At 38.0% G+C, this 24,655-nt stretch carries 30 protein-coding genes; 12 read left to right on the forward strand and 18 right to left on the reverse strand.

Annotated features, from left to right (window positions below; all coding sequences use genetic code 11):
• Positions 1-394: LPXTG cell wall anchor domain-containing protein (locus QI30_RS03900; protein WP_233600513.1), on the forward strand; the 394-nt coding region annotated here is incomplete at its 5' end.
• Between the two features lie 341 nt (positions 395-735).
• On the opposite strand, the gene panD is transcribed toward QI30_RS03900, so the two are convergent.
• The 3 genes from panD to panB are packed head-to-tail and all read right to left on the reverse strand — an operon-like array spanning position 736 to position 2,799.
• A complete protein-coding gene (gene panD / locus QI30_RS03905; protein ID WP_126989644.1) occupies positions 736-1,125 on the reverse strand; it encodes an aspartate 1-decarboxylase in 390 nt (129 codons plus the stop codon).
• 1 nt (position 1,126) lies between these two features.
• Positions 1,127-1,960, reverse strand: coding sequence for a pantoate--beta-alanine ligase (gene panC, locus QI30_RS03910; protein WP_126989645.1), 834 nt, complete (start codon positions 1,958-1,960; stop codon positions 1,127-1,129).
• On the reverse strand, positions 1,960-2,799 hold the full coding sequence (panB, locus tag QI30_RS03915) for a 3-methyl-2-oxobutanoate hydroxymethyltransferase (protein ID WP_126989646.1): 840 nt from the start codon (positions 2,797-2,799) through the stop codon (positions 1,960-1,962). Before panB ends, panC begins: the two co-directional genes overlap by 1 nt.
• Positions 2,800-2,924: 125 nt before the next feature.
• Here panB and QI30_RS03920 point away from each other — a divergent pair, with 125 nt between their 5' ends.
• A complete protein-coding gene (locus QI30_RS03920) occupies positions 2,925-3,701 on the forward strand; it encodes a serine hydrolase (RefSeq protein ID WP_126989647.1) in 777 nt (258 codons plus the stop codon).
• Positions 3,702-3,741: 40 nt separating this feature from the next.
• On the opposite strand, the gene QI30_RS03925 is transcribed toward QI30_RS03920, so the two are convergent.
• On the reverse strand, positions 3,742-4,524 hold the full coding sequence (locus tag QI30_RS03925) for a class I SAM-dependent methyltransferase (protein WP_126989648.1): 783 nt from the start codon (positions 4,522-4,524) through the stop codon (positions 3,742-3,744).
• Between the two features lie 177 nt (positions 4,525-4,701).
• Positions 4,702-5,166: a hypothetical protein gene (locus QI30_RS03930; RefSeq protein ID WP_126989649.1), complete on the reverse strand. Its 465-nt coding sequence runs from the start codon at positions 5,164-5,166 to the stop codon at positions 4,702-4,704.
• A 541-nt stretch (positions 5,167-5,707) separates the two neighbouring features.
• On the opposite strand from QI30_RS03930, the gene QI30_RS03935 reads away from it, so the two are divergent.
• From QI30_RS03935 to QI30_RS03945, 3 genes are all read left to right on the forward strand, one after another.
• The gene (locus QI30_RS03935; protein ID WP_126989650.1) at positions 5,708-5,962 is read left to right on the forward strand and encodes a hypothetical protein; all 255 of its coding nucleotides are present in this window, start codon (positions 5,708-5,710) and stop codon (positions 5,960-5,962) included.
• A gap of 135 nt (positions 5,963-6,097) precedes the next feature.
• On the forward strand, positions 6,098-6,607 hold the full coding sequence (locus QI30_RS03940) for a sigma-70 family RNA polymerase sigma factor (RefSeq protein WP_126989651.1): 510 nt from the start codon (positions 6,098-6,100) through the stop codon (positions 6,605-6,607).
• The gene (locus QI30_RS03945) at positions 6,600-7,277 is read left to right on the forward strand and encodes a hypothetical protein (RefSeq protein WP_126989652.1); all 678 of its coding nucleotides are present in this window, start codon (positions 6,600-6,602) and stop codon (positions 7,275-7,277) included. Before QI30_RS03940 ends, QI30_RS03945 begins: the two co-directional genes overlap by 8 nt.
• Positions 7,278-7,324: 47 nt before the next feature.
• Here the strand turns inward: QI30_RS03945 and QI30_RS03950 are convergent, their stop codons facing one another.
• Entirely contained in the window at positions 7,325-7,738 is a 414-nt protein-coding gene (locus QI30_RS03950) for a hotdog fold thioesterase (RefSeq protein WP_233600514.1), read from the reverse strand.
• 131 nt (positions 7,739-7,869) lie between these two features.
• Between QI30_RS03950 and QI30_RS03955 the strand changes: the two genes are divergently transcribed.
• Positions 7,870-9,048 (forward strand): hypothetical protein, encoded by a 1,179-nt coding sequence (locus QI30_RS03955; protein WP_126989653.1) that lies wholly within the window; start codon positions 7,870-7,872, stop codon positions 9,046-9,048.
• A gap of 79 nt (positions 9,049-9,127) precedes the next feature.
• On the opposite strand, the gene QI30_RS03960 is transcribed toward QI30_RS03955, so the two are convergent.
• Both QI30_RS03960 and QI30_RS03965 read right to left on the reverse strand, forming a co-directional pair.
• Complete coding sequence (locus tag QI30_RS03960; protein ID WP_126989654.1) at positions 9,128-10,546, reverse strand: hypothetical protein; 1,419 nt, start codon at positions 10,544-10,546, stop codon at positions 9,128-9,130.
• 266 nt (positions 10,547-10,812) lie between these two features.
• The gene (locus QI30_RS03965; RefSeq protein ID WP_126989655.1) at positions 10,813-10,992 is read right to left on the reverse strand and encodes a hypothetical protein; all 180 of its coding nucleotides are present in this window, start codon (positions 10,990-10,992) and stop codon (positions 10,813-10,815) included.
• 157 nt (positions 10,993-11,149) lie between these two features.
• Between QI30_RS03965 and QI30_RS03970 the strand changes: the two genes are divergently transcribed.
• On the forward strand, positions 11,150-11,875 hold the full coding sequence (locus QI30_RS03970; protein WP_126989656.1) for a 3-ketoacyl-ACP reductase: 726 nt from the start codon (positions 11,150-11,152) through the stop codon (positions 11,873-11,875).
• 148 nt (positions 11,876-12,023) lie between these two features.
• Here QI30_RS03970 and QI30_RS03975 read toward each other — a convergent pair whose 3' ends face one another.
• Both QI30_RS03975 and QI30_RS03980 read right to left on the reverse strand, forming a co-directional pair.
• The gene (locus tag QI30_RS03975; protein WP_126989657.1) at positions 12,024-12,251 is read right to left on the reverse strand and encodes a hypothetical protein; all 228 of its coding nucleotides are present in this window, start codon (positions 12,249-12,251) and stop codon (positions 12,024-12,026) included.
• Between the two features lie 15 nt (positions 12,252-12,266).
• A complete protein-coding gene (locus tag QI30_RS03980) occupies positions 12,267-12,539 on the reverse strand; it encodes a hypothetical protein (protein WP_126989658.1) in 273 nt (90 codons plus the stop codon).
• 453 nt (positions 12,540-12,992) lie between these two features.
• Here QI30_RS03980 and QI30_RS03985 point away from each other — a divergent pair, with 453 nt between their 5' ends.
• Complete coding sequence (locus QI30_RS03985; RefSeq protein ID WP_126989659.1) at positions 12,993-13,262, forward strand: hypothetical protein; 270 nt, start codon at positions 12,993-12,995, stop codon at positions 13,260-13,262.
• Positions 13,263-13,409: 147 nt separating this feature from the next.
• On the opposite strand, the gene QI30_RS03990 is transcribed toward QI30_RS03985, so the two are convergent.
• The 6 genes from QI30_RS03990 to QI30_RS04015 all read right to left on the reverse strand — a co-directional run bounded on the left by QI30_RS03990 (position 13,410) and on the right by QI30_RS04015 (position 19,267).
• The gene (locus QI30_RS03990; protein ID WP_126989660.1) at positions 13,410-14,126 is read right to left on the reverse strand and encodes an HAD-IIB family hydrolase; all 717 of its coding nucleotides are present in this window, start codon (positions 14,124-14,126) and stop codon (positions 13,410-13,412) included.
• A complete protein-coding gene (locus QI30_RS03995) occupies positions 14,110-15,315 on the reverse strand; it encodes a glycosyltransferase (protein ID WP_158620954.1) in 1,206 nt (401 codons plus the stop codon). The genes QI30_RS03990 and QI30_RS03995 overlap by 17 nt, the downstream gene beginning before the upstream one ends.
• A 153-nt stretch (positions 15,316-15,468) precedes the next feature.
• Entirely contained in the window at positions 15,469-15,984 is a 516-nt protein-coding gene (locus tag QI30_RS04000) for a GNAT family N-acetyltransferase (protein ID WP_126989662.1), read from the reverse strand.
• 10 nt (positions 15,985-15,994) lie between these two features.
• Positions 15,995-16,447, reverse strand: coding sequence for a MarR family winged helix-turn-helix transcriptional regulator (locus QI30_RS04005; protein ID WP_126989663.1), 453 nt, complete (start codon positions 16,445-16,447; stop codon positions 15,995-15,997).
• Between the two features lie 103 nt (positions 16,448-16,550).
• On the reverse strand, positions 16,551-18,545 hold the full coding sequence (locus QI30_RS04010; RefSeq protein WP_126989664.1) for a catalase: 1,995 nt from the start codon (positions 18,543-18,545) through the stop codon (positions 16,551-16,553).
• Between the two features lie 158 nt (positions 18,546-18,703).
• On the reverse strand, positions 18,704-19,267 hold the full coding sequence (locus QI30_RS04015) for a TetR/AcrR family transcriptional regulator (RefSeq protein ID WP_126989665.1): 564 nt from the start codon (positions 19,265-19,267) through the stop codon (positions 18,704-18,706).
• 99 nt (positions 19,268-19,366) lie between these two features.
• Between QI30_RS04015 and QI30_RS04020 the strand changes: the two genes are divergently transcribed.
• Entirely contained in the window at positions 19,367-19,744 is a 378-nt protein-coding gene (locus QI30_RS04020; protein WP_126989666.1) for an MFS transporter permease, read from the forward strand.
• A gap of 47 nt (positions 19,745-19,791) precedes the next feature.
• On the opposite strand, the gene QI30_RS04025 is transcribed toward QI30_RS04020, so the two are convergent.
• Positions 19,792-20,223, reverse strand: a complete 432-nt coding sequence (locus QI30_RS04025; RefSeq protein WP_126989667.1) for an Asp23/Gls24 family envelope stress response protein — start codon at positions 20,221-20,223, stop codon at positions 19,792-19,794.
• 24 nt (positions 20,224-20,247) lie between these two features.
• Entirely contained in the window at positions 20,248-20,781 is a 534-nt protein-coding gene (amaP, locus tag QI30_RS04030) for an alkaline shock response membrane anchor protein AmaP (RefSeq protein WP_126989668.1), read from the reverse strand.
• A gap of 180 nt (positions 20,782-20,961) precedes the next feature.
• Here amaP and QI30_RS04035 point away from each other — a divergent pair, with 180 nt between their 5' ends.
• The 3 genes from QI30_RS04035 to QI30_RS04045 all read left to right on the forward strand — a co-directional run bounded on the left by QI30_RS04035 (position 20,962) and on the right by QI30_RS04045 (position 24,516).
• Positions 20,962-21,426 carry a hypothetical protein gene (locus tag QI30_RS04035; protein ID WP_126989669.1) on the forward strand — a complete coding sequence of 155 codons (465 nt, stop codon included), beginning with the start codon at positions 20,962-20,964 and terminating at the stop codon, positions 21,424-21,426.
• 102 nt (positions 21,427-21,528) lie between these two features.
• Positions 21,529-23,403 carry a GTPase domain-containing protein gene (locus QI30_RS04040; RefSeq protein WP_126989670.1) on the forward strand — a complete coding sequence of 625 codons (1,875 nt, stop codon included), beginning with the start codon at positions 21,529-21,531 and terminating at the stop codon, positions 23,401-23,403.
• Positions 23,404-24,516 (forward strand): YcjF family protein, encoded by a 1,113-nt coding sequence (locus QI30_RS04045; RefSeq protein ID WP_126989671.1) that lies wholly within the window; start codon positions 23,404-23,406, stop codon positions 24,514-24,516.
• The last annotated feature ends 139 nt before the right edge of the window (positions 24,517-24,655 follow it).

The following is a 24,655-nucleotide window of genomic DNA, read 5'->3' on the forward strand; positions in this document are numbered from 1 at the left end:
TGTGGAACCCCCTGTCGTGGAACCGCCTGTTGTGGAACCACCTGTCGTGGAACCGCCTGTTGTGGAACCACCTGTTGTGGAACCGCCAAAAGAAGTAGAGAATCCTGAAACACCAGTAACACCACCTGATACAATACCTGAAGAAAATACACCTTCAACTGTTGTACAGGTAAGTAATCCACCAAAAACTACAACTATGGTAACTACTACACCAGTTGTACAACCTGCTTCATCAAATTCAAATACACCGACACTTCAAAATCCTGCACAATCAAGTATGCTCCCTCAAACAGGTGATGCTGCAACGCAAACAGGCTTAATGGGTGGTATGTTGTTAGCTCTTAGCGCATTAGCTGGCGTATTTGGTTTACGTAAACGTAAAACAGAGAAATAAAAAAGACTTAGCAGTAACCAGACTTACCTAAAATCTGAGACAACCAAAAAGACACTTTCAGAGGAAGCAAAATCTTTGGAAGTGTTTTTTGTTGAGCGAATAATAAACATATTCATAAAAAATAAAAATGACAGTGAATCAAAGGACTCGAGTTATAAAATTACTAAATGGTATTCTCATTTTACGTAAACGCATATCAAAAAAGAGCATGGACAGAAAATGTCATTTTCCTTTTTTAGCATTTGAAACGAAAAACCGGAACCGCGCCATAGCGCGATTCCGGTTTTTCTGATGCTCATAAGAGCGATTGTTTTTACGCGTATATCAAAGCCTTTTTTCATTTAGAAATTCATAATTGTTGCTTCTGGCTCATGACCAATCATTTCAACAATTTTATTTTCAGCTCCCATTACTGCTACTTTTGGTGCGTAGTTGGCCGCTTCTTCAGCCGACATATACGTATACCCAATAATAATGACGATGTCTCCAGGCTGTACAAGGCGCGCTGCTGCTCCGTTCACACATACAACGCCGCTTCCACGTTCTCCTGCAATTGTATACGTTTCAAAGCGCGCACCATTATTATTGTTCACAATATGCACCTTTTCATTTCGTAACAGCCCAACAGCATCCATTAAATCTTCATCAATTGTAATACTTCCCACATAGTTTAAATCTGCTTGTGTCACTGTCGCACGATGGATTTTTGACGTCATCATTTCTTTAAACATCCTACTCACCTACCTTAAAAATAATATTGTCAATCAGACGCACATTTTCATAATACAATGCCGCTGCCAAAATCACTTGCGTATCCTCTGATGTCACAGGTTGTAAATCTGGGTAGCTCAACAATTCAATATAATCAACGCGTCCTTTTGTTGCAGCTTCAATTTGCTCAATTGCTTTCTTCTGATTAAACGACGCAATATTTCGCTGTAATACCTGCAACGTTTTATATAAATTTGGGGCTAATTGTCTCTCTGTTTCAGATAAAAATACATTACGTGAGCTTTTCGCTAAACCATCTTCCTCACGTACAATCGCAATTGGCCGAATCGTTATAGGCATATTGTAATCACGCACTAGCATCTCGATTAACGCTAATTGCTGGGCATCTTTCTGACCAAAATAAGCGTTTGTTGGTCTAACAATTTGAAATAACTTCGTCACAATTTGCAAGACACCATTAAAGTGCCCTGGTCGTGATGCACCACATAAAATTTTAGAGGCTGGTCCCGCTTCAAATGTGACACCACCCTGATGTGGATACATTTCCTCAACACTTGGTGCAAATAAAATCGCCACACCTACCTCATCTGCAATGCGTGCATCACGTTCTAAATCACGCGGATAAGCCTCGTAATCCTCATTCGGCCCAAACTGTGTTGGATTGACAAAATCACTCATCACGACTACATCATTTTCAGCAACAGCCGCCTTTGCAAGTGTTTGATGTCCTTCATGCAAATACCCCATTGTTGGCACTAACCCAATTGTCTGATTTGCCACATAGTAAGAGGCTAATTCTTTTTGCAGCTCTTGAATTGTTGTAATAACCTTCATTATTTTTTAACGCCTCCATAAAGTCCATCCAATTGTTGTTCGTTCATCGTAAAACTCTGTGCATCACTCGGGAATGTACGTGCTTTTACGCCATCACGATATGCTGCAATCCCTGTAGACATTACTGCGTGAACATCGCTGAATTTCTCAACAAATTTCGGTACACGGTGATCGCCATAGCCTACTAGATCATGATATACGAGCACTTGACCATCCACATCAACGCCTGCTCCAATACCGATAATCGGCACAGATACTTGCTCTCTTAAAATCTCACCTAGCTGCTTTGGAATACATTCAAATACAATGGCGCACACCCCTGCTTTTACCAATGCTTTTGCATCATCTATGAGTTTTTTAGCACTCTCTGTCGTTTTACCTTGAACCTTATAACCACCTAAAACTTCTGCAGATTGTGGCTGTAATCCCAAATGTCCCACCACTGGAATACCTGTTGCGACAATACGCTCAATTGCTGGTAGAAGCTCGCCCGCCCCTTCTAGCTTGATAGCGTTTGCATTTGTTTGTTGAAATAGCTGAATCGCATTTTGTACAGCTTGCTCTGTGCTAACATGATACGTTCCAAATGGCATATCTACGACAACAAACGTATTGGGTGCCCCCCGACGTACAGCTTTCGCATGATGAATCATATCTTCTAATGTCACGGACACGGTCGATTCATACCCTAAGACAACCATGCCTAATGAATCGCCAACTAAAATCATCTCAATCTGCTGTTGCTCTGCTAAACGTGCTGATGGATAATCATATGCCGTCATCATTACAATAGGCTCGCCTGATTTTTTCATTTCCAGAAAATTCACAACATTTTTCATAAATAGGTCCCCCTTGCCTGCTTTGATATGTTGAATTTACATTAACTTTACAATAAATCGTATTGCTATGCACTTAACGATTAATTAAGTTACACTAAGAAAAACTAAACTATGGAGGTCCTTGTATGAATTGGTTAGAATTAACAAATCGTTTAAAAGCTATTTGTGAGGCGTATCCAGATGGGTTACACGTAAAGATTACATATGGTAAACAAAGCTTTAGTTTTCATGAACTAAACGAAGTATCTTCTGCAAGTATTATTAAAATCCCCCTTGTCTTAGCCGTCATGAAACGCATTCAAGACAACCAAATTCAATTAACCGATACGCGTAAAGTAAAAGAGACGGTAAAAGGTGCTGGTATCTTAGCCTATCTTCATCAGGCAAAGGAATTTTCACTGCATGACATAATGAAACTTGCGATTATTGTCTCGGATAATACCGCTTCTAATCTCTTAATCGACGAAGTAGGCTTTGAAGAAGTGAATGCTTTAGCACAACAAGTTGGTGCTCCGTCTACTGTACTATTACGCAAATTTATGTCACTCAATCGTATGCGAGATAATTTTACAACTGCAGCAGATATGATTACGTGGCTACAATTAATTGGTGAAGCAAATCCACATTTCACTGAAGAAAGCAGACGTCACGTTTATGGTATGCTATACGATCAACAATTTAAAAATTTACTAGGAGGGCGTATTGATGAATTTGGGGAAGTTCAAATTGCGAGCAAATCTGGTGATAATACAGGTATTGAGCATGATGTTGCCATCTTCTCTATCGGTCAAGAACGCTTATACATTGCCGTTTTAACCCAAAACCTAGACTATGCAGCGCCTGTCATTAGTGATATTGGCGAGGCATGTGTTACATTTTTACAGAGTGTCATACAGCCATAATAAAAAGGAGGTGCTCATTTTTATGCGCCTCCTTTTTATGTTATTTTTTCTGCGCAATCCACATCGTCCAGCGATCTTTCTCAACGATATTACGTTCCTCTGTTACTTTACTATCTATATAATCAATCAGTTCTTCTAATTCAAAATCATCCAATTCATACAAAATGCTACGACCAATACGATGACGCAGTTCTTCTTTTAATCGATTTTTCGACGGATAGGTGCCTCTAACTTCCCAAAAAGGCACTTCCTTTACGAGTGTAAATCCGGTTTCTTCTAAAACCTTACGTACTTCTTCTCCACGGTGGCGTCGCTGTGTTTCAGTCGTTTTTAATTTAATGAATTTTTCAAAGAAATAGCCACGTATATGTTCCTGACTTCCCGGTAAAAGTACATCTTCAGGTGTTCGATCTTGTACAATAAAGTACCCATCTTTCTCTAAAATACGATGTGCTTCTGTAAAAAAGAGTTGTAAGTCTCCTAAGTGGTGAATGAGTGCACGCGCCAATACTAAATCAAATTTGGCATCAGCTAGGCCCGTTTCAAACGCACTTCCTAGCTGAAAAGAAATTGTATCATAGTCTTCACAATTTGCTTTTGCTCCTTCTAGCATTGCTTTCGAGAAATCAACACCTACAACAGATTCTACACCTGCATCAATAAGTGCTTTGGAATAAATACCACCTCCACAACCAATGTCAGCTGCACGGATAAAATGCTTCCCTGGTGGCAGCAACGCCTCTAAATCTTCGCTCCACGAGGCATTTGCTTTACGTGAAGCATAGGTCATTTTATTTTTCTCATCATGAAAATCAATTGCCATCGTTCCTCACCTCATTTCATTGTACTTTTCCCATTTTCGCTGAAAAGTTATCCATTTTAAAAAATAACACATACTTCCACCTAATCAATTATTCGAATAGAGGACTATAGATATATCCATCATTTAAAATAATTCCTTTTTCTAACTAACACAAACTAAAATTCCTACTTTTTTCTTTTAGAACGTTATCGGTATAAAATAATGTGCTTCTCCTTTTTCAAAATTAGCTTCAACCTCCATAATATAGGTGCCCTTTTTCTTAATATCCTTCACATTTGTATAGGTCGCCTTTTCACGATCTTTTGCATCCCATAAAATAATACGATAATATTTTGGCAACGGTTGAAACCCAATCTTCAAATACTTCTTATCTTTAATGACAAGTGGATTTTCAATTGAGACCGTTTTAGTCGGTGGTAAAGAATCTGTCGTTACTTGTTCGATTTTTTCAGTTTCCTTATCTATATAACGCCATGAGTAATTTTGTGCATCTATTTTTTCGATTAATACACTACTCACAGCTAAAAATAAGGTAGGTGGATATTTATAACTTTCATCTACTTTTTTCTCAGGTTCTTTTTTTTCGCTACAGCCAACTAACAGCACAACGATGCTTATTAGTAGTACCATCCATCTTTTCATATTCATTCCCTCTTTCAAAACTCCCATCGGTAATTATTTTAACTTATTTGGCGAATAAAATATGCTAAAATATTCATGTTTTTTCTTGAAAAATTCAGAATTTTCATATATATTAAAAATACAACATTGTTGCATGTTGGCTTATGAAGAGGTCCCTTCATAAGAATATTTTTTTGCATACAATTGTATGCACTCCACTCATCTCAATTTTAAACAAAAAAAGTCCACTCCTCCCCAGGGTCGGACTTTTTTTGTTGCATGAAGAAGGAAAAAATGATTCTTTAAAATCAAATTAAAAACAAAAATTATTTACTTAAGATTATTAATTTAATAGCATATAAAAAAGAAGGCTTTATCTTGCCAAAAAATGAAATATACATTTGGGTTTTTACTATGTAATTTCTTATTATTCACACCTATTACCCTCAACTCCACGACAAATGCGTAGGCTTCCACCCATAAAACAAAAGGAACCCCTTCTAATTCTCTAGATAAATTTACAAAAAAAGGAACATTACCTGAAACAAAAGGGTCAATCGGCATGACATGTAAGGAATTAAAGAAAAAAATTGTTGGTGATTCAGGGCTAAAGGCAAAAGTACAAGCCATCAATAAAGTGTACTTTAAACAGACATACACACAGCAAGATATGCAAAATCTTTACAGCGCTCCGCTTAATAATTTGTATAAAACCTCAAAATATTATGTTAGATTTTCATCTTATTACGGTAATACGACATTAAGTGTTGGGAATTTTAAAACGATGCAAACAATCACTACCATCTCTGGCTATTAATAGCATAATATATATTGAATAATCACTCCTGTTCTAAGAAAAGAGAGTGCTTTTTTATGTGGATAAAAATTTTTTATTAAATTATTGGAGAAATCAATATTACAATCGTCTAATGTAAAAGAAAGGAGTGAGCACGTGGATAATCCGCATTGGCAAGAGTTATTGACCACACATACACAAAAATTATTACATATAAGCTTTTTATACGTAAAAGATTGGCATGCAGCGGAAGACATTGTACAAGATGTCTTCGTTAAATACTTTGAAACGTATGAGCAGTTTCGCCATGAATCTTCTGTTACTACTTACTTAACAAGAATGACCATTAATCGTTCAAAAGATTATTTAAAAAGCTTTCGGTATCGTACACAGCAACTGACGACTTACTTTACGCAAAGCATTACAACAAAAGATTCTCTTATTATCAATGAAGAACAAAATGAAATTGCAGATGCGATTTTGGCACTTCCTTTAAAATACCGTGAGCCAGTCATTTTATATTTTTATGAAGAGCTAACATTTCATGAAATAGCGGTTTTACTTCATTTACCTGAAAGTACCGTACATTATCGCTTTACACAAGCAAAATTAAAATTACGTGAGCAAATACCTGAAAAGGAATGGGGGTTATTGAACCATGAATAACATTCGTGAAAAATTGCAGCAAAAAATGGGAGATACCTCGAAGCAGGAGCAACGGGTTCAAGTACGGGTGAAAAAACGCTTAGCAAAGAAAAAATGGCTTAATTTCAAATGGGTAGGTAGTGTTGCTAGCCTCGCTGCTTGTTTACTCATTATATTTTTCATATTGCCTGATCATAAACCTCAACAACAAGGTGCCGTTGAAATTGGTGGCGTCATGTTTGATGAAAAAACAGGCCATGAAAAGGCCATTTCCGATTTACTTTATGATGAAGTGCTAGCATCATTAAATGTTACAAAGGAGGAAAAGCTTTTTTACACGCCCGCTCGTTACACAGATTATACGTATGTAACAACACACTGCCAAACAACAAATTGTCGCATTCTTGCACTACGTGACAACGCTAAAACAGGCTCCATTTATAATTTAGGAAGCGGTACGATTAAAATAGAAGCTTTATCTCCTGATAAGAAAATGGTGGCATTAGTACTGCGCACTAAAAAACAAGATACGCTTCGTTTTATGTATACAAATGATATTACGGACCATCCAGAAATCCCCGAATATTTCCCTCAGATTAAAAAAGTTAAATGGCTCTCTAATGCAAAAATTCAACTAACGCTCAATTCTGGAAAAAAAGAAATTATTACTATTCCTCGCTATTATAAGTAAAAGCAGCGTATCCTCTAATGGATACGCTGCCTTTTTTTGTATGTAGCTTATTTTTTTTGTTCGACTACTGCCATTGTACAGCGCGAAATACAAATTTGACGCTGTTGTTCATCGACGATATCAATATTCCATACCATTGTTGAACGTCCGATATGAAGAGGTGTTGCGACGGCTGTCACGATACCGTCTCGTTTGCCGCGAATATGATTAGCATTAATTTCTAAGCCAACTGTATAATGCGTTTCTGGATTTACATTTAAAAAGGCCGCGATGGATGCAGCTGTTTCTGCTAACGCAACCGAGGCGCCACCATGTAATAATCCAAGTGGCTGATGTGTTTTAGGTCCAACCGGCATTGTACACACAACGCGCTCTTTCGTTAATTCTTGAAATTCTATCCCAAGCGTACCAATCAATGTTTGTTCTAAATGTTCTTTGCTCATAATTTGTTCTAGTTGCATGAAAAAACCTCCTTTTCTTCTATTATAAACGTCCTCTATACAACAATGAACTTTTTTTATACATAAAGCAGTTTATCGTATACGAAAAATAGAATTATATGATACTATTGTAGAAAAAGGAGGCGTTTCCGATGAATACTACTCATTCACTCACATTATATGGTCACACAATAACTTTACCAACCATCACACAAGATTATGCAGCTATTCGCAAGATTGCGGCTGTCCGAGCTAGTGCTATCATTAAAAAATTACAACTTGTCGAACAAAATGCATTGCATCTCGTTGCCGCCTTCTCAAAAATTCGTACAGAACGCGTAGCATTAGCTACACAAGAAATTGATTATTATTATTCGCAGGGCCGCCTCCTACAAAAAGACCTTGAAGAAGTATCTTTTCGTGAGCAAGCGGCTGTCACATTGCAACCAATAAATGCATTTGAACAGAAGATTTTGACACAATTTGAAGAAGCCAAACAAACACATAATTTAGCAAAAATTAACGACGAAATTTTCACGAAAGCAATGCTCGCTCAGTATTACCAAACGATATATAATACCTTTATTTCATTACATACGGTGTATGTCCAACTTGCCGCTGATGTGAAATATGATAATGCTTGGGCGCTTGAAAACTTACCTTTCCAGCAATGGCAAGAAGTTCCGAAGCGATTACAGGTTGTCCAACAACAGCCAACAAAGGAAAATGTGCTTGCGCTTTTAATGGCTGACCCGTACCACCCAACACATATTGCTCTAGCCTATGCATTGTGTGGAAACGATAATGAGGAGTTACAGCATTTTTTAACAGCAATTGGCTACACAGAAGCAATTGAGTTATTACCTAGTTGCGAAACAGCAGCGACATTATTTGGCGAGCATAATGCGGCCATCCACCTTGCACTCATTGAGAATCCGTTATTTTTCACACTTGTCACAGCAAATGCCTTTCAAACACTTGAAGTGGCGTTTGCAAAAGCGATTGAGCAATTTAGTAGTACACTCACACCCTTTTTGTCACAGCAAGTAAAACAGGAAGCGGTATTACTTGCATATACGGTTCGTAAATCTCCGATACTTGTGCTCACAAAGACCGGCATTCGAGGGAAAGGACGCTGGTTCAAAGCTATTGACACAACCTATGAAAAAATCAACCATTGCCTGATTCGTGACGGACTATGCCAGCTAAACCAAACGACAATTGCTGTACCACATTTTGAGCATGAGGATGACGAATTGATGATAGATTTAATCCATATGATGCAAGCGATTACAGCGATTCAACAGCCATCAGCGGTTTCTTCCGCATAAATTCGTAAGACGTTATCTGAGTGATAGCGTCTTTTTTACGTTAAAAACCCGTTCAAAGAAATCTTTGAGCGGGTTTGGCTTAGGGTGTGCGTAAATGTGGATAACGTGTTTCTAACTCAAATACTTGCTTCTCTAGCTTGTCATATTGCCTAAGCACGGTCTGTATTTTTTCCGTACGCTGTGCTAATTTTTCAGTAACGAGTTTTTGTTCCTGCTGAAGTGACGCAGTTTGTTGTTTCGCTGCTGTGTATGGCAGTTGAAGCGTCTCATCAAATGGAATTTGCTGTTGTAACATGGTAATCGCCATTTTTTCTAGTTCTTTACTTAGTGCACGTTCTTTTGTTTTCACTTTTGTACGATGCTCTAATTTTTTCGTAGCCGCCTTCATCTTATCAAACAGGCTTTGATTTATTACGGTCGTATCTTGCAGTCGCTGTAAACGTTCAATGTCTTGGCGTAGCGACTCCACATTTTGCGTATACGGTGCGACATCTGGCAGTTGCGCCGTTTTTTCTAAACGTAAATACAATGCGTCTGCCGCTTCTAGTAAATGCACCCGTTCCTGTTGTAATTTATCTTTTAAAATTACTGTCATATCCGTTAACATTTTAATATCTAGCTGCGCTTCTTGCTGCTGTGTTTCAAGTTGCTGTAGCGATTTTTTCAGCGTTTGATAATGCGTAGCAATCTGTGCTGAATAAGTTTGCAAATGCGGTGCAACAGTCGGTTTTCCAGCAAGGATATATGGTAAAACAGCTTGTACAAGAATCGCTGGGATCATTTCACGTTTCATTGATTTATTGGCAATACGATACGTTAGAAAACTGCTTGATACAGCTGCTAGCGCATTTTCTGATGTTGCCAAGGTGAAAAAGCCAAGTGGCACATCTATTTTTTTAATATCAATCACGCTGTTCACAATAAGAGGTATAATATTCACGCCAAATTGCTGATAAAGCTGCTCAATCCCCTGTGCGACACCACGCTCTGTCAGTGCCTGCTCTAAATGTCGTGATGTCATTTGTCGCATCCCAAGCCCCTGCTGCACTTGTTCACGAATATCTGCTCTAAATGTTGCGCTATAGTCGAATAATACTTTTGCAATATGTGAGCGTTCAATTGGCTTTAAGTGCTGCCATTGATGCTCAGTATCCTCTAGTAATTGTTGAAAGAATCGCTCAATTAATGGTTCAATCGATATTTCACCTGTTGCACCTAAAATTCTGGCGTATGCAAGCTCTAATTCTTGTGTCTCTTCAATATGTACGGCACGTTGATTTGTTGTCTGTAAAAGCTGTAATACTAGTTGTAAACGAATCTCATCATCAGACAAGCTTGCCAAACGTGTGACGTGATTATTCATTACCGCTTCTAATTCTTTATTCCATGCTGAGCCAAACAAATCAAGCGAGGTCATTTCCACATACATGCTATAGACCTGGCGTAAGTTTTTCCCATCTAGCGCATTAAACGCATGTAGAATCCATGTAGCTTCCATCGTCAACGCCTCCCTTTTGCTCTTTAGTATACCATTTGAGCAATAAAAAAAGAGCGTCATTTAGACACTCATATGCCACTTTTACTCTGTTCTTCTCGTTGTTCTTTTAAAAAATTCAATTTATCTATAGCTTGTCGCGACATTTGATGTGTCTCTAATAACTCACATAGTTCTTGAAATTCATCTTCGCTCATTTCTAGTAGAATTTTTTGCTTGTCATGGTTATAAGATTTTAAGTACATGCTCTCACCTTATCTTTTTGTAAATTATCGTCGTGTAAAGAAATGTTCTTGCATCTCGATATGTGAAGCAATCGATAAAATTTTATCAGGTACTGTTTGGTCATATCGTTGTCCTTTTAATAACTGACAAATCGTACCCCATTCTTCAGCTGAAAATTGTAATGTAACTCGTTGTTTTATTTCATCATACTTTTGAATATCCAAGGAATAATCCCCCCTTTTAGTGAAATGTCTCGAATTTGTACTATCTACTTTACATTATTGACAACTTTCTATCATTTTAAACATGGAAAACGTTTCTTTTTAAAAATCAGGAAAAAAGTTTATAATAAAATAAGGTTCATTGAAAGGAATGAGTAGAATGGTACAATCACTAGAAGGTAAAATTGCTATTGTTACAGGCGCAGGCCGTGGTATTGGTCGTGCGGTGGCAGAAGCACTTGCAAAAGAGGGCGTGCATGTAGGACTACTTGCTCGCACAGAAGCACAAGTCAAAGAAGTATCTGAAGCGATACAAGCACAAGGTGGTACATCTGCCTTTGCAACAGCAGATGTTACAAACAACGAGGAAGTGCAACAAGCGGTCGCTACATTAACAAAAGCACTTGGCAAAGCTGACATTTTAATTAATAATGCTGGCATGGGTGGTTTTGGAAAATTAGTCGAACAAGATCCTGAAACATGGGTGAAAATTGTCGATACTGGCATTAAAGGCACATATTACGTGACCCATGCAGTATTACCACAATTAATTGAAAAAAATGAAGGCGACATCATCAACATTTCATCAACAAATGGCTTAAATGGTGCCGCAACATCAACAGCTTATTCTGCAGCAAAATTTGGTATTATCGGCTTAACTGAATCATTAGCACAAGAAGTACGCCGTAATAACATTCGCGTGACAGCACTAGCACCAAGTACTGTCGTAACAGAGTTAGCGCGTGAATCTGGTTTAATTGACGAAGAAAAAGCCGAACGTATGATGCAACCAGAAGATTTAGCAGAAGTAATTGTAAATCAATTAAAACTGCCTAATCGTATTTATATTAAACAAGCAACAATTCTTGGTACAAATCCATACTAAGAACAAACAAAGGAGAGGCTTTGACATACGTGTAAAAACAGCCTTTTCTATGAGCATAAGAAAAACCGGAACCGCGCGATGGCGCGGTTCCGGTTTTTTGTTGCGAACGCTAAAAAAGGAAAATGACCTATTTTGTCCTCGTTCCTTTTTATTTGCGCTCATTTATAGGTTCTGGTCCAAACCACATTTCCATAAATTTTTTTGAAATAATCCAGTTATTTTTATCTGTTGTATCTACTTTAAAGTTTTTTAAAATTTTATCATCTACGGCTCGTCTCATTAAATCATTATCAGATAGCTTTTTATTCAAGCGATACAATGTAATTTCCCATCGCTTTACCGCTTCTTGAACCGTCATATAATTATCAATTCCCATATAGCTAATCTCTCCTTAAATGCTTTTTTCAAAACTATATGCGATGAGTCCTTTTAAACAATAGAGACATAAATCAAATTCAAGTACTTGTAATTTCATCTTTTTTAATCTATTTACAAAGTCAATGTAATCAGCTTCTGTTATTTTTGCTGTTTGTTCAATGTACAATAATTTTTGAAGCAGATCATGTTTCATTGTTGTAGAAGGCCACGCGTCTATCCGTGCTTTCAAATTTGTTAAATGATAATAAAAGTAACTTTTATAAACACTATTTGCTATAGAATTCATAAATAAAACCTCCATTTTATCCATTTAATTTAATTATTTTTAAATACTTTACACTACATAAATAGTGTAAACTATTTAAACTATAATTTCAAAATCATTATTTTTTTGTTTATCTATCATTTTTCTATTATTTTATATTCAGTATAATAATTTATTATTATACTGAATATAAAATAGATTCATTAGACTTCTATATTTACTTTCAGAAATAGAATTGCTGATTTTTTTATTTATTAAGTCCTAAAAAACTAATGAAAAATTATAAGATATTTTTAAATAAAATTTGTATAATATACCCATTATCTATACCCAAATATATAATGAAGTATAATTTATATTGATTTTCAAGTATATGTAAACAAAATAACCATTTGTAAATCTTTTGTTAACTCTTTTCAATCTACACATAACTATTTAATGAAGGGGTATCAGAAAAATGAAAGAGGTGATAGTATGGAAAATCCACTCGTAACCTATGCGATATTAACAATGGCCATTGTGCTATTTATTGGACTTGCGATGAAACTTTTTGGAAGTCGCCGTTTTTTCCTATTACCTGGCGCTTGTATTGGGCTATTGGCATTCATTGGCATCGCCATTTCTTTATCCATTGAAGGTAGTTTTACAGCATTTTTCTATTTCTTATTATTTGGTAGTATTTTTTTCGGTGGAGCTATTGGTACGCTGTTACTAGTGCCAATTTATTTTTTAAAAAGAACCTAATAAAAAGAGGCTGGGACAAAACACGTCATTTTCCTTTTTTAGCGTTCGCAACGAAAAACCGGAACCGCGCTACAGCGCAGTTCCGGTTTTTCTTATGCTCATATGAACGGTTGTTTTTATACGTATGTCCCAACCTCTTTTTATCTATTAAACAATATCGTATTGATGACGATGGAAATGCCAACCCTCAATAATCCCTTCAGCAGCACTCTTTTCTGCATGGTAAATCAAAGGTCCCTCAAGAAGCTTTAACTCCTCGCAAGCATTGCCAACAATAATTGCCGGGTAGCCAGCTGCAATGAGATGCACATCATTTTCAGAATCACCCGCTACCACAACATTTTTCGTATGCTGACATTTTTCAAGAACATAATGCAATGCTGTTCCTTTATTCACATTAGGTGCTAACACATCGAGTTGGCTTTCATTACTGAAAATCGTTGTCGCTTCAATGCCTTGAGCTTGTAGTGCATATTTGAATAATTTATAAGTTTCTGGTGTCGCATTCAGTGCCAAACGATTATTAGCATCAACCTGCTGACATTCAATATCTAACTCATTCGCAATTTCCTCAATTGCTTTCACAGGCATTTTTTGAAATGCCGCACTCCAGAGTAAATCTTCATTAAATGTTTCACCACAATAGATAGAGCCGCCTGCATCACAAATTAAAATATCTGGCTGCGGCAAATTGTTTTCTTGTATGAGCTGATAGGCTGATTGAAAATACCGACCTGTTATATAAATAAGTGAGGGACGATTGTCACCAAAATATGTCCATAACTGCTCATGTGAAATCTTCTCGCTTACAAGCGTATCGTCAAGATCGGTTGCAAGCACTTGCTCCTTAAGATTTGGATACATATGTCAAACTCCTTTTATACAATGCAGTAATATCTGTCACAATTTCTTTCCAGTTAAATGTTGTCATAGCACGTTTTTTTGCTTGCTTTTTCATCATTAGGCGCGTTGTTTTCTTTACTAATAACTCACGCATCGCAGACGCCAAGGCCTTTGGTGATGCTTTTGGCACGTGGATGCCTGTACGATTATCTACGACTACTTCTTGAAGTCCCCCGACATTTGTCGCGATGACGGGACATCCCGTCGCTTGTGCCTCTGCTGCCACCATTCCAAATGATTCATAGTAAGATGGCATAATTGTTGCAATGGCATTTGCATATAAGACTTTTAACTGCTTCGCATTTTGCGGTCCAATAAAGAGTACACGGTCTTCTATGCCCTGTAAGGCTTTTAATATTTTTCGATTACGCGGTAATTGTGTCTTCGGATTAATGCTTGCCTTTGTGCCGCCTGCTACAATTAATAAAACGTCTTTCGGTACATCAGGTTTCGTTATTACTTCTTTGAAAGCCGCAATCAATTCAAAGATTCCTTTTGTTTTAACGAGACGTCCTGCATAAAAATAATAATTTGTATTTACATGTGAAACGTCAATTGATTTTGTTAAATAAATTGGTGCAACACCAATCGGAATGACTTCTACACGGCTTTTTGGGGCACATCGTTCTATTAATTCTTTTTCTTGCTTTGTTGTAGCAAGTACCGTATCCGCTTCAATTAACACTTGTCGCTCACATGCTAAGCGGAAACGGTCTAGTTCGCCGCTTCCTTCTTTTTTAGCAAGTGCCAATGAATGGTTAGTATGAATAAATGGAATTCCATAATTTTTCTTCAGCTCGCATCCCACAAGGCCTGACATCCAGTAATGGGTATGAATAATGGCATACGATGAAATAGGTAGCGCTTCTACAATTTCTTTATAAAAAGTACCCATCAAACTACGCATCTCATTTTTATCAACATAGCCATGGACACCTGCATCGAAGCGATGTACATAACTATGTTGCCCAATTTTCTCGATTTGTGGTGCGGATGTGTTACACCAATGCGTAGCAATATCCACAGCATATCCTAAGCTATCCAGTTCTAATGCTAATTGTTTGACATAATTGTTCTGACCTCCAGCCTGTCTACTACCAAGTGGTGCTAGGGGATCTCCATGTTCTGAAATAAATAAAATTTTTTTCATTACCATTTCCTCCTTATGTCATAGATGTTTCTTATTAATAGTCTTCCCATCTAAAAGATGCTTTAACATATTTTTAGAACTACTTATAAAAATAAGATTTTTTACTTAAAAATAAAAAAAGAGAAATCTTGAAAGATTCCTACTCCATTTATTCTACTCTACTGCACATTTCATTAGCCAATCAATTTGCGTGTCGTCACCAATAACAAAGGCATGTTCACTAAATTTTTGAAAGCCTTTTTTCTCGTAAAAAGCAATGGCATTTGTATTATGCTTCCATACGCCTAACCAGACATTCTTTTTGTGCTTCAATTCAGCTTGTTTGAATGCTTCATTTATTAATAACTTACCTAACCCCTGCTTCTGATATGCTTTACGCACATAAATCCGTTCAACTTCTAATGTATCCTCACCCATATCCTCCGTCTGGGCATCCCCTACATTTATTTTTAGATATGCCATTACCTGCTCTTTATCATTTCTTAAAAAATAAAAAGTGGACTGTGGATTGCGTAGTTCAGCTACGAGCTTTTCCTCTGCGTAAGCCTCATCTAAAAAATTGGTCATATCTTCTTCTGGCGTCGTCCCTACAAATGTATCGTAAAATGTTTCGCGGCTAATTTGTTGTAAAGTTGCTACATCGGCTGGCGTACACTGTACAAATTTCATAAAATACCTCCTAATACTGTCGTTTATTTCCCTTTTTCACAAAATCCCATTCTACTTCTACTTGATGACGCATTTTTTCAAGCATGTCTTGTAGTAATTGTTTTTCTTTTATCGTAAAGCCTTCTAATGCGACATCATCAGAATAATCATTTTCCCGCTTTAAATATGGATAAACCGCAGCACCTTTCTCTGTCACATACAACTTTTTAATTTTTTTATTTGTAGCATCATCACGTTTCTCTATGAACCCCTGTTGCTGAAGCTTTTGTACAGCACGCGCAGCTGTCGTACGGTCTACCATTAACATCTCTGCCACTTTTTCTTGAATAATACCCGGATGTTCATAAATACGAATTAAATACAGATATTGACCCTTCGTCATATTTAATTCTTTAAATTCGATATTACTAATCGAATCCAGCGCACGCGCAATCATCCCAATTTCCCGTAAAATCGTTGTCATATTACACCTCACTTTGTTGTAAATACAACATTATTATATTGTATTTGCAACAAAAAAAGCAATAAAAAAAAGCAGGGAAGCTGTCCCTACTTTTTCTCTTAAGTTAGCCAATCGCGTATTCACGATCAAAATGACGATCTGTTGCGAGTGCATCAATAAAGGCTTCTAATCCTTTCACAACGCCAGGTGCTTTACTATAAGCAACTTGAATAACATCCTCATCCGTATAGCCAATCGCTTTATAGTGATTGTATACTTCATCAATAAATGTTTCGACTTTGCGTTGTGTTAACGCATCTTCAAACTTCGTCGCAACAATTAAACCATCATATAATACCGGAGAAGCTGTATCAAATGTATGGTCACTTATAACGTCTCCTAACGTTCCTTGTCGATCACTAACGATTTCGACGACAATACCCGCTGCTTCTAGTGCTTCAATAAGTGGCTTTGCTTCCTCCCCTTTTTGAATAATGACCGCAACTTTTTTCGTTTCTACAAAACGAATTGGATTCGTGTACATACTTACAGCTGGTGATTGCTTCGTTTCTGTCTCTTCTGGAATGGTCTCAATTGTCGCAGTAACGCCCACTTTTTCACCTAAAGTTTTTGCTAGGTCATGGCTAATATGTGCCACCATTTCTACAACCTGTTTACGCACATCCATACTTTGTACTTTCCCTACTTCAAAGCAGAATGCCTTCGTAATATGTTCTTTTTCTATTGGTGTCATACTATTCCAAAATAGACGTGCTTGAGAAAAGTGATCCTCAAAGCCTTGACTACGTGCACGAATTTTTCGACCATCTACTTTTTCTTGGTAATGCTCATATCCACCATTAGCACGTGGAACAGGGTTTGGTGTATTATTTTGCAAACTGTTTTTGTGGTAACTTACTTGACCGCGGTTGATTGTTTGACGGTTATAGCCATCTCGTTGATTATTATGGAATGGACAAACTGGTTTATTGATTGGAATCTCGTGGAAATTAGGACCACCAAGACGAATCAACTGCGTATCTGTATAAGAGAATAAACGACCTTGCAATAACGGATCATTTGAGAAGTCAATCCCTGGTACAACATGTCCTACATGGAAGGCCACTTGCTCTGTTTCTGCAAAGAAATTGTCCACATTACGATTAAGCGTCATCTTTCCAAGCTTTCGAAGCGGAACTTGTTCCTCAGGCCAAATCTTCGTTGGATCTAAAATATCAAAATCAAATGCAAATTCTTGTTCTTCTGGAATCAGTTGCACCGCTAATTCATACTCTGGATAATTGCCCTGTTCAATAGCATCATATAAGTCTCGGCGATGGAAATCTGGATCTTTCCCGGCAATCTTTTGTGCCTCATCCCAAACAAATGAGTGAACACCAAGTACCGGTTTCCAGTGCAATTTAACGAAGTGTGCCACACCATCTTCATTGACAAAGCGATACGTATTGACACCAAAGCCCTCCATCATACGATAGCTTCGTGGAATGGAACGGTCTGACATATGCCACATCACCATATGCGCAGCTTCTTGGTTATTCGCTACAAAATCCCAGAATGTATCATGGGCACTTTGTGCTTGTGGTATTTCATTATGCGGCTCTGGCTTCACTGCATGGACAAAGTCTGGAAATTTAATAGCATCTTGAATAAAGAATACCGGAATGTTATTACCGACTAGGTCATAATTTCCTTCCTCTGTGTAAAATTTCGTCGCAAAGCCACGTGCATCACGTACACTGTCAGCCGACCCACGAGAACCTGCCACTGTTGAAAAACGTACAAAAACAGGCGTTTGCTTTCCTTTTTCACTTAAAAACTTCGCCATCGTAATATCACTCGCATCCCCGTAGCTTTCAAAATAGCCATGTGCAGCTGTTCCGCGTGCATGGACGACGCGCTCTGGGATTCGCTCATGGTCAAAATGTGTCATTTTTTCACGAAAATGAAAATCCTCCATAATCGTCGGTCCACGATCTCCAACTTTTAATGAAAATTCATCTTCACTCATTTTCAAGCCCTGATTCGTTGTCAGCGCCTTATCTCGATCCTCTACTGTATAGTCCTCTAATTGTTGTTTTTTCTTGTTCTCTTGCTCCATGTTCATTTTCCTCCTTTGAATTAACAGGTTTTTGAATGAATCGGATGCATGTTTTTTTATTGGACACCCTTATGTAGTAGACTGCCCAATAAGATGAATTTCTAACAGGTAAAAAGGTTTAGTTTCTTAATTTCAAACGAAAGGACTAAAATAATAAGCTAATTTATTTTTTTTAAACCTAAAATAATTTTAATAAAATAAGTAGCCGCCGTCTGGCCATCAATCTCCTGTGCTGTCAGCCATTGTTCCACCACACCTAAAAATGCCGATGCAGCAAAAGCGGCCGTATAGGAAATGGGCACATTTTCAATTATTAACGCCTTTTTTTCAATAAATTGATTCATAAAAAAATCGCGTAGCTTCTTTGTAAATTCGACATCCTGAAGTAATAGTGTACGAAATACTTTTTGCTGTTCTTCAATGTACTGAAATACTCGTGTAGAAAATGGCGACACGATGCCTTGTTTGGCTTCTGCTAAAATCGACGCTGGCTGAAGCGGCTTGATAGCTTTTTCTAAGCCCTCAATTAAACGTTTTTCAATTGTTTCTAGGATGGCGTACTTATCTACAAAATGGACATACACTGTACCACGGTTGACTTCTGCCTGGTCGGCAATTGTTTGAACCGATACTTTTGATAGTGGGCGTTGCTGTAATAATGTAATCAGTGCATTCATAATTTTTTGCCTAGTTGCAGCATTCATTTCATTATAAATTGTCATAATACCCTCCAAACCATTCAACACTTTGTTAAATAGTGATTATTGCTATAGTATACGTCGCATCTTATGATAGTTACATCATCTTAAAAGGAGTTCTGTATGAAAAAAAGTACCATTTTTTTAACGATTGCTGCAGCAATTTTAGTCGTCTTGATTGGGAAAGCCTTTATTTTTAATGATGCAGTGAAATTTTATTTACTCATTTTCGTTGCGGTTGGACTAGGTCTCGCGCTTTTACGTCTTGGTGTGAACGGCGCCATTAAAAAAATGCGGGGTAAGCATATCGGCTTCAAAATTTTATTTTTCATTATATTATTAGGATTTGGATTACCATTTCAAAATTGGTTCCGTAAGGATATTATTTTCGCAATGGATAGCTCATTTATCGTTCCTTGTATAATTACGACTGTTGCGAGCGTTATTTTTTTCACGATTATTTATGGTCACGTATACGAAAAGGTTCGTGTACGTTTTTAACATAAAAAGAGGGTGTCAGCCATTAAGGCAGCACCCTCTTTTTTATATTACGCTAACTTTCCAGTGTTTTTCTCTTTCGTAGTTGCTTGTTCATATTCCTTGGCACTCATAACGTCGCTAACATGCATATTTACTTCGACAACATGTATACCCGTCATATAAGCTACTTGCTCCGTTACAAGATCAATTACTTTTTTGAAAATAGTTGGTGCACTTTGACCGTACTCTAAAATCACGTTTAAATTGACAATGGCTTGTTTTTCTCCAACCTCTGCCGACACACCTCGTGCCACATTGTTCGAGCTAAAGCGATCTGTAAAACCGCCTTTCATATCTAAAATGCCATTCATTTCACGTGCTGCTAACCCCGCAATTTTTGCAATAACACCATCATCAAATGTTAATGAATTTTCATGTTTCGGCTGTTCAAGTGCTTCATTTACTCCTGCTTGGTCATTGTATACTTTTTCTTCATTCATTATAATCGACTCCTTTTTAGTAAATTAAATCACACGACGGCGTAATTCTTTTTGATCAATCGGCTGAAATTTCAAATGACGCACAGGCATCTCTGCAAACTGCTCAGTACTGGCTTTAATATCGCTATACATTTGTTCAAATAATACCTGTGTATCAGGGCGAGTTACGAACATATCAATCATAATATCGAGGTAGGAATCTTTTGAACGCTGATGTAATTTCACCGCAACAGTTGGCTGCCGTACATCATCATATTTTTCGATGGCCTGCTTCACATGATTTTCAATCGTTTGTTTCGTAATATAGATGTCGCCATCCTCAAAGCGCTCATAAATACCACGTTTTTTATATGATGTAGAAAAGGCAAACAGAAGAAAAATAAGCGCAATGAAGACAATAAGCGCAGTCAAAATATAGAGCGTAGGCTCAAACCATTCATAACCGCTTAGTTGTCGCTGTATATCCGACAACTGGGGAATGTCAAACACCATCAACGCAAGCGCGCCTATGCCTAAAAAAACAATGAGCCCTATTAAAAAGCTAATAAGACGCTTCAATTTATGCACCTCCTACTATTATTTCTTTATTGTCATTCTTCCACTATTCCTCAAAAATAAACGCCTGATTCATTTGTAGTCATACATACCTAAAAGCCTAATAAGTCCCTTTCCCTAGCATTTTTTCTGTTTGCAGCGGGAATAGATAACTATAACTTAAAATGAAAGGTGTGATTCACAATGAAGAAATGGACAAAGCCATTCATTGCAACGATGATTGCGCTATCACTTATGACGGCTCCACTTGCAGCACATGCCTCACAACAACTCACAATCTATGCTCCAAATAAAATGGCGACGAAATTAGTCGTTGAGCATAAGTCGCCTTATAGCTACGCTAAAAATGGTTCAATGACAAAATTTTTAATGCATGAGCTACACTATACACATTATGTAAAAGGGTATGCTGTATCAAAATCAGAAAAAACGATTACGCTTAATTTCAAATCATCTCTAGCAACTAGCCAAGTCGTGCAAGGCTCTACTGGTGGCCAATTCTTCACGGATCGCATCGCTGTAACATTCTTTAAAAACATGCCTAAATTACAAACAATTTATTTCCGTTTAGATGGTAAAAAAACGTCGCTCGATCATGTTAACTTTACGAGCATTCAACGTAGCAACTACAAAAAAATGTTGAAATAATATCAAACCCGAGGCGATTGTCTCGGTTTTTTTGTGTTCGATGGAACATTTTTTCGGGTATTCCGTATACTATAGTACATTCTAGAAAAAGATGGTGATGACGTGGATTTAACACAGCTCAATATTTTATTATATAAACAACCTAGTACGCAGGATTTTACATTCCCCTTGACGCAAGTAGGCGATATTCCAATTATTAATAGCAATCACTCAGCAAATGTCATGCTCTATATTATGGATGCAAAAGGGCCAACTGCGGATGAATTGTTTACGATTCAACAGGCGGCGAAAAAAATGCCGGTTGTTATTGCACTTCGTCATGTAGAGGGGCCCATTGATTTGGATATGACACTGCCACCGAATGTGACGTTAACAAATGCAGATGATGTCATCATGTTAGAAGATGCATTATTTGAGGGCTATTTACGCGTCGTTCGCGCTTACTTCCGCGCGAAAATGATGCTGTATGCGAAAAAAGCATTGATTCCGTATAAGGAAAAAGTTGAAAAAATATGGCGCACGAAAAATGCACAGCAGCAGGCTGAGCAATTTACTGCACAATTTTTAACAAAGGATTTGCCGCCTATTTTGCATCAGGTGGCTGAGGAACTCTTACTGCCATTATCACCTAAAATTGCTTTTTTCGAGGAGCGGCCTGAACAAAAGCTGTCACTAGATACATTTACATCAAATGTATCTGCATTCTTCAAACAGCTACGCGGTCCTATTGAAGAAGTCGAAGAAAAACCTGGGCGCTTCAAAACACTGATTGGCAAAACATCGAAAAAAGCACGTGCCATTGTCAATAAGTCGTCAATTCATGTAGCGGATGCCTTTGAACACTATATTTTAGAGCAGCTTCGCACAAATCGTGATGTAGCAGATTTAGTCGAGAGCTATATTTCACAAGTGAAAGAGGCCATGCTACCAACACGTGCTCGCCAATCTGTAAATGTCGCGATTTTAGGGCAGACAGGCGTTGGTAAATCGTCCCTTATCAACTATTTATTTCATGCGCCAAAACGTGCCACTGGTGCCGGAAAACCTGTGACCGAGCAAGGCTTTTTTGAGGAAAAGCTCGTATTAAATGGCATTCCGGTATCGCTAATTGATTCATGGGGCATTGAGCAGGGCAAAGACCAGGTATGGTTAGCAGACTTTAATCATTTCCTTGAGACACGCGGCTATAAAGCAGCCGTTGCAGAATGGGTGCATATCGCCATTTATTGTATTTCAGGCGCCTCTGCTCGCGTGCAGGATTTTGATTTAAAAGTAATTGATATGCTACGGGAGAAAAAAATCCATGTTATTGTGGCGCTAACAAAGGCTTCGCTCGTATCGCCGCAAGTCATCGCTGAGCTAACAGAGACCATACACGATGCGACGCGTGAGGACGTTACCGTTATCCCAGTCAATAGTGTGGCACAAAAACTGATGACGGGCCAGGTCATTGAACAGCAGGGTCTTGAAGAGATTACCGCACATATTCGTGTCAATTATTTAGAGATGCTAAATGAGCGACTACCAGAGCGTATTTTCTATTTAGCAAATCGTAAAGTGGCTGGTGAGTACCGCCGACGTATCGAGGAAAGTCCATCAAGTAAGGAAGCGGTTGCACTTGCGAAGCAGCTATCTGAGCGCTTTGTAAGCCAAGATTTAAATCTATTAATGGAGCGAGAGGTGCATGCCGCAATGACTACGTATGCAAGTACACTTGATGTGACTCGTCCGGCACGCCGTACAAATCGCACGAAACACGTCGATAATGAGTGGCGCATTGAGGCATTAGATGTGGCCTTTAGTAAATTAGAAGAGGCATTTCGTTCAACGATTCTAATGCAGGCCCCGCCACAAGTAGGACGCAAATTTCAAAAAGAAATGGAGCGGTATTTGACGGAAAATCGCGCTCGTATTGAAAATGAAACACGCCAAACTATTGCACGTGCAAGTGCCGCGATTGACAAGGAGGAATTATAGATGACAAAGGAAGACTATCAGATGACCGAGCAAGTTGAAAAAGCGCTCGAAGTATTTTTAAAAGAGGATGGCAATGCCAATATTCTCGTTGTAGGCGCAACAGGTGTTGGTAAATCAGCACTTGTCAACAAAGTGTTTGATGTCGATTTTACAAAGGTCGGTAATGGAAAGCCTGTCACACAGGAAACAACGAAATATTCGATTCCGAATATGCCGATCACCCTATTTGATACGAAAGGCTATGAACTCGCAACTGAGGAACATACTCGATTTTTAAATGAAATGCAGCTCTATATGGAAGATAGCAAAACCAAACCAGCGGACCAAATTCATATGGTGTGGTACTGCATTGCCGCACCAAATAGCCGCGTAACCGATATGGATATCGCGATGATTGAGCGCTTTATGAAAACGGGTAAGCCCCTTGCTGTTGTGCTAACAAAGGCTGATATGGCGGCTGAGGAAGATTTGCGTGCGATGATGGCCATTTTACAGCAGGCGAATATCCCTCATTTCTATGTCTCAACCGTATATGATGCAGGCGATAATTTCGAGCTTAGCAAGCTCATCACTTGGACATACGAGCAGATCGAGCCGTCTGTGAAATATGCATTCTTACGTGCTCAGCGTACGAATGTCGACCTTGTGAAAAAAGAAGTGAATAAAGCTATCCGTCAGCATGCGGCCGCTTCGTTTGCGGTCGGCTTTACGCCGATTCCATTTGCAGATGGTCCCCTTTTATTAGCGAACCAAAGCGCGATGATTGGTCGCATTATGAAGCAATATGGCTTAGATAGTGACTTCGAAAATATTTCGGTTATCGTCAGTGCGCTCGGTGCAGGAACACTTGTCAGCAATCTTGGACGCTACCTCGTAGCACAGCTTACAAAATTTATTCCAGGTGCAGGCTCGGTTATTAACGGCTCGGTTGCGACAGCAATTACCGTATCACTTGGCTTTACGGTATCCGAAATTTGCTACCGTATTGCGAAGAAAAACATTCGTGGTGAGGACGTAACCGAGTTTATGACGGATCTATTAAAAAGTGATGAAGTGAAAAAAATGTTTGATGATTTCTTGAAAAAAGAAATGGATAATCAAAAGAAAAAATAAAAATACGCAGAAGCTTTCATCATAGGGCTTCTGCTTTTTTATATTTGTATAATTTAATAAAATAATAAAAAGTTATCATATCAACATTTATCATCTATTATGCGCAGAATACCTTCTGTTCATTGAATGATTTTGCACC

The organism is Candidatus Kurthia intestinigallinarum (genome assembly GCF_003991225.1).
Taxonomy (GTDB): domain Bacteria; phylum Bacillota; class Bacilli; order Bacillales_A; family Planococcaceae; genus Kurthia; species Kurthia populi.

Excerpts from the sequence above, each read along its gene's own strand:
- QI30_RS03970 (WP_126989656.1), top strand. The coding sequence starts at position 11,150 with ATGGTACAATCACTAGAAGGTAAAATTGCTATTGTTACAGGCGCAGGC.
- QI30_RS03925 (WP_126989648.1), bottom strand. The coding sequence starts at position 4,524 with ATGGCAATTGATTTTCATGATGAGAAAAATAAAATGACCTATGCTTCA.
- QI30_RS03960 (WP_126989654.1), bottom strand. The coding sequence starts at position 10,546 with ATGGAAGCTACATGGATTCTACATGCGTTTAATGCGCTAGATGGGAAA.
- panB (WP_126989646.1), bottom strand. The coding sequence starts at position 2,799 with ATGAAAAATGTTGTGAATTTTCTGGAAATGAAAAAATCAGGCGAGCCT.
- QI30_RS03975 (WP_126989657.1), bottom strand. The coding sequence starts at position 12,251 with ATGGGAATTGATAATTATATGACGGTTCAAGAAGCGGTAAAGCGATGG.
- QI30_RS04020 (WP_126989666.1), top strand. The coding sequence starts at position 19,367 with ATGAAAAAAAGTACCATTTTTTTAACGATTGCTGCAGCAATTTTAGTC.
- QI30_RS03955 (WP_126989653.1), top strand. The coding sequence starts at position 7,870 with ATGAATACTACTCATTCACTCACATTATATGGTCACACAATAACTTTA.
- QI30_RS03945 (WP_126989652.1), top strand. The coding sequence starts at position 6,600 with ATGAATAACATTCGTGAAAAATTGCAGCAAAAAATGGGAGATACCTCG.
- QI30_RS03920 (WP_126989647.1), top strand. The coding sequence starts at position 2,925 with ATGAATTGGTTAGAATTAACAAATCGTTTAAAAGCTATTTGTGAGGCG.
- QI30_RS03935 (WP_126989650.1), top strand. The coding sequence starts at position 5,708 with ATGACATGTAAGGAATTAAAGAAAAAAATTGTTGGTGATTCAGGGCTA.
- QI30_RS03985 (WP_126989659.1), top strand. The coding sequence starts at position 12,993 with ATGGAAAATCCACTCGTAACCTATGCGATATTAACAATGGCCATTGTG.
- QI30_RS03930 (WP_126989649.1), bottom strand. The coding sequence starts at position 5,166 with ATGAAAAGATGGATGGTACTACTAATAAGCATCGTTGTGCTGTTAGTT.
- QI30_RS04035 (WP_126989669.1), top strand. The coding sequence starts at position 20,962 with ATGAAGAAATGGACAAAGCCATTCATTGCAACGATGATTGCGCTATCA.
- panC (WP_126989645.1), bottom strand. The coding sequence starts at position 1,960 with ATGAAGGTTATTACAACAATTCAAGAGCTGCAAAAAGAATTAGCCTCT.
- QI30_RS03990 (WP_126989660.1), bottom strand. The coding sequence starts at position 14,126 with ATGTATCCAAATCTTAAGGAGCAAGTGCTTGCAACCGATCTTGACGAT.
- QI30_RS04000 (WP_126989662.1), bottom strand. The coding sequence starts at position 15,984 with ATGAAATTTGTACAGTGTACGCCAGCCGATGTAGCAACTTTACAACAA.
- panD (WP_126989644.1), bottom strand. The coding sequence starts at position 1,125 with ATGTTTAAAGAAATGATGACGTCAAAAATCCATCGTGCGACAGTGACA.
- QI30_RS04045 (WP_126989671.1), top strand. The coding sequence starts at position 23,404 with ATGACAAAGGAAGACTATCAGATGACCGAGCAAGTTGAAAAAGCGCTC.
- QI30_RS03995 (WP_158620954.1), bottom strand. The coding sequence starts at position 15,315 with ATGAAAAAAATTTTATTTATTTCAGAACATGGAGATCCCCTAGCACCA.
- QI30_RS04025 (WP_126989667.1), bottom strand. The coding sequence starts at position 20,223 with ATGAATGAAGAAAAAGTATACAATGACCAAGCAGGAGTAAATGAAGCA.
- QI30_RS04005 (WP_126989663.1), bottom strand. The coding sequence starts at position 16,447 with ATGACAACGATTTTACGGGAAATTGGGATGATTGCGCGTGCGCTGGAT.
- QI30_RS03980 (WP_126989658.1), bottom strand. The coding sequence starts at position 12,539 with ATGAATTCTATAGCAAATAGTGTTTATAAAAGTTACTTTTATTATCAT.
- QI30_RS04015 (WP_126989665.1), bottom strand. The coding sequence starts at position 19,267 with ATGACAATTTATAATGAAATGAATGCTGCAACTAGGCAAAAAATTATG.
- QI30_RS04010 (WP_126989664.1), bottom strand. The coding sequence starts at position 18,545 with ATGGAGCAAGAGAACAAGAAAAAACAACAATTAGAGGACTATACAGTA.
- QI30_RS03950 (WP_233600514.1), bottom strand. The coding sequence starts at position 7,738 with ATGCAACTAGAACAAATTATGAGCAAAGAACATTTAGAACAAACATTG.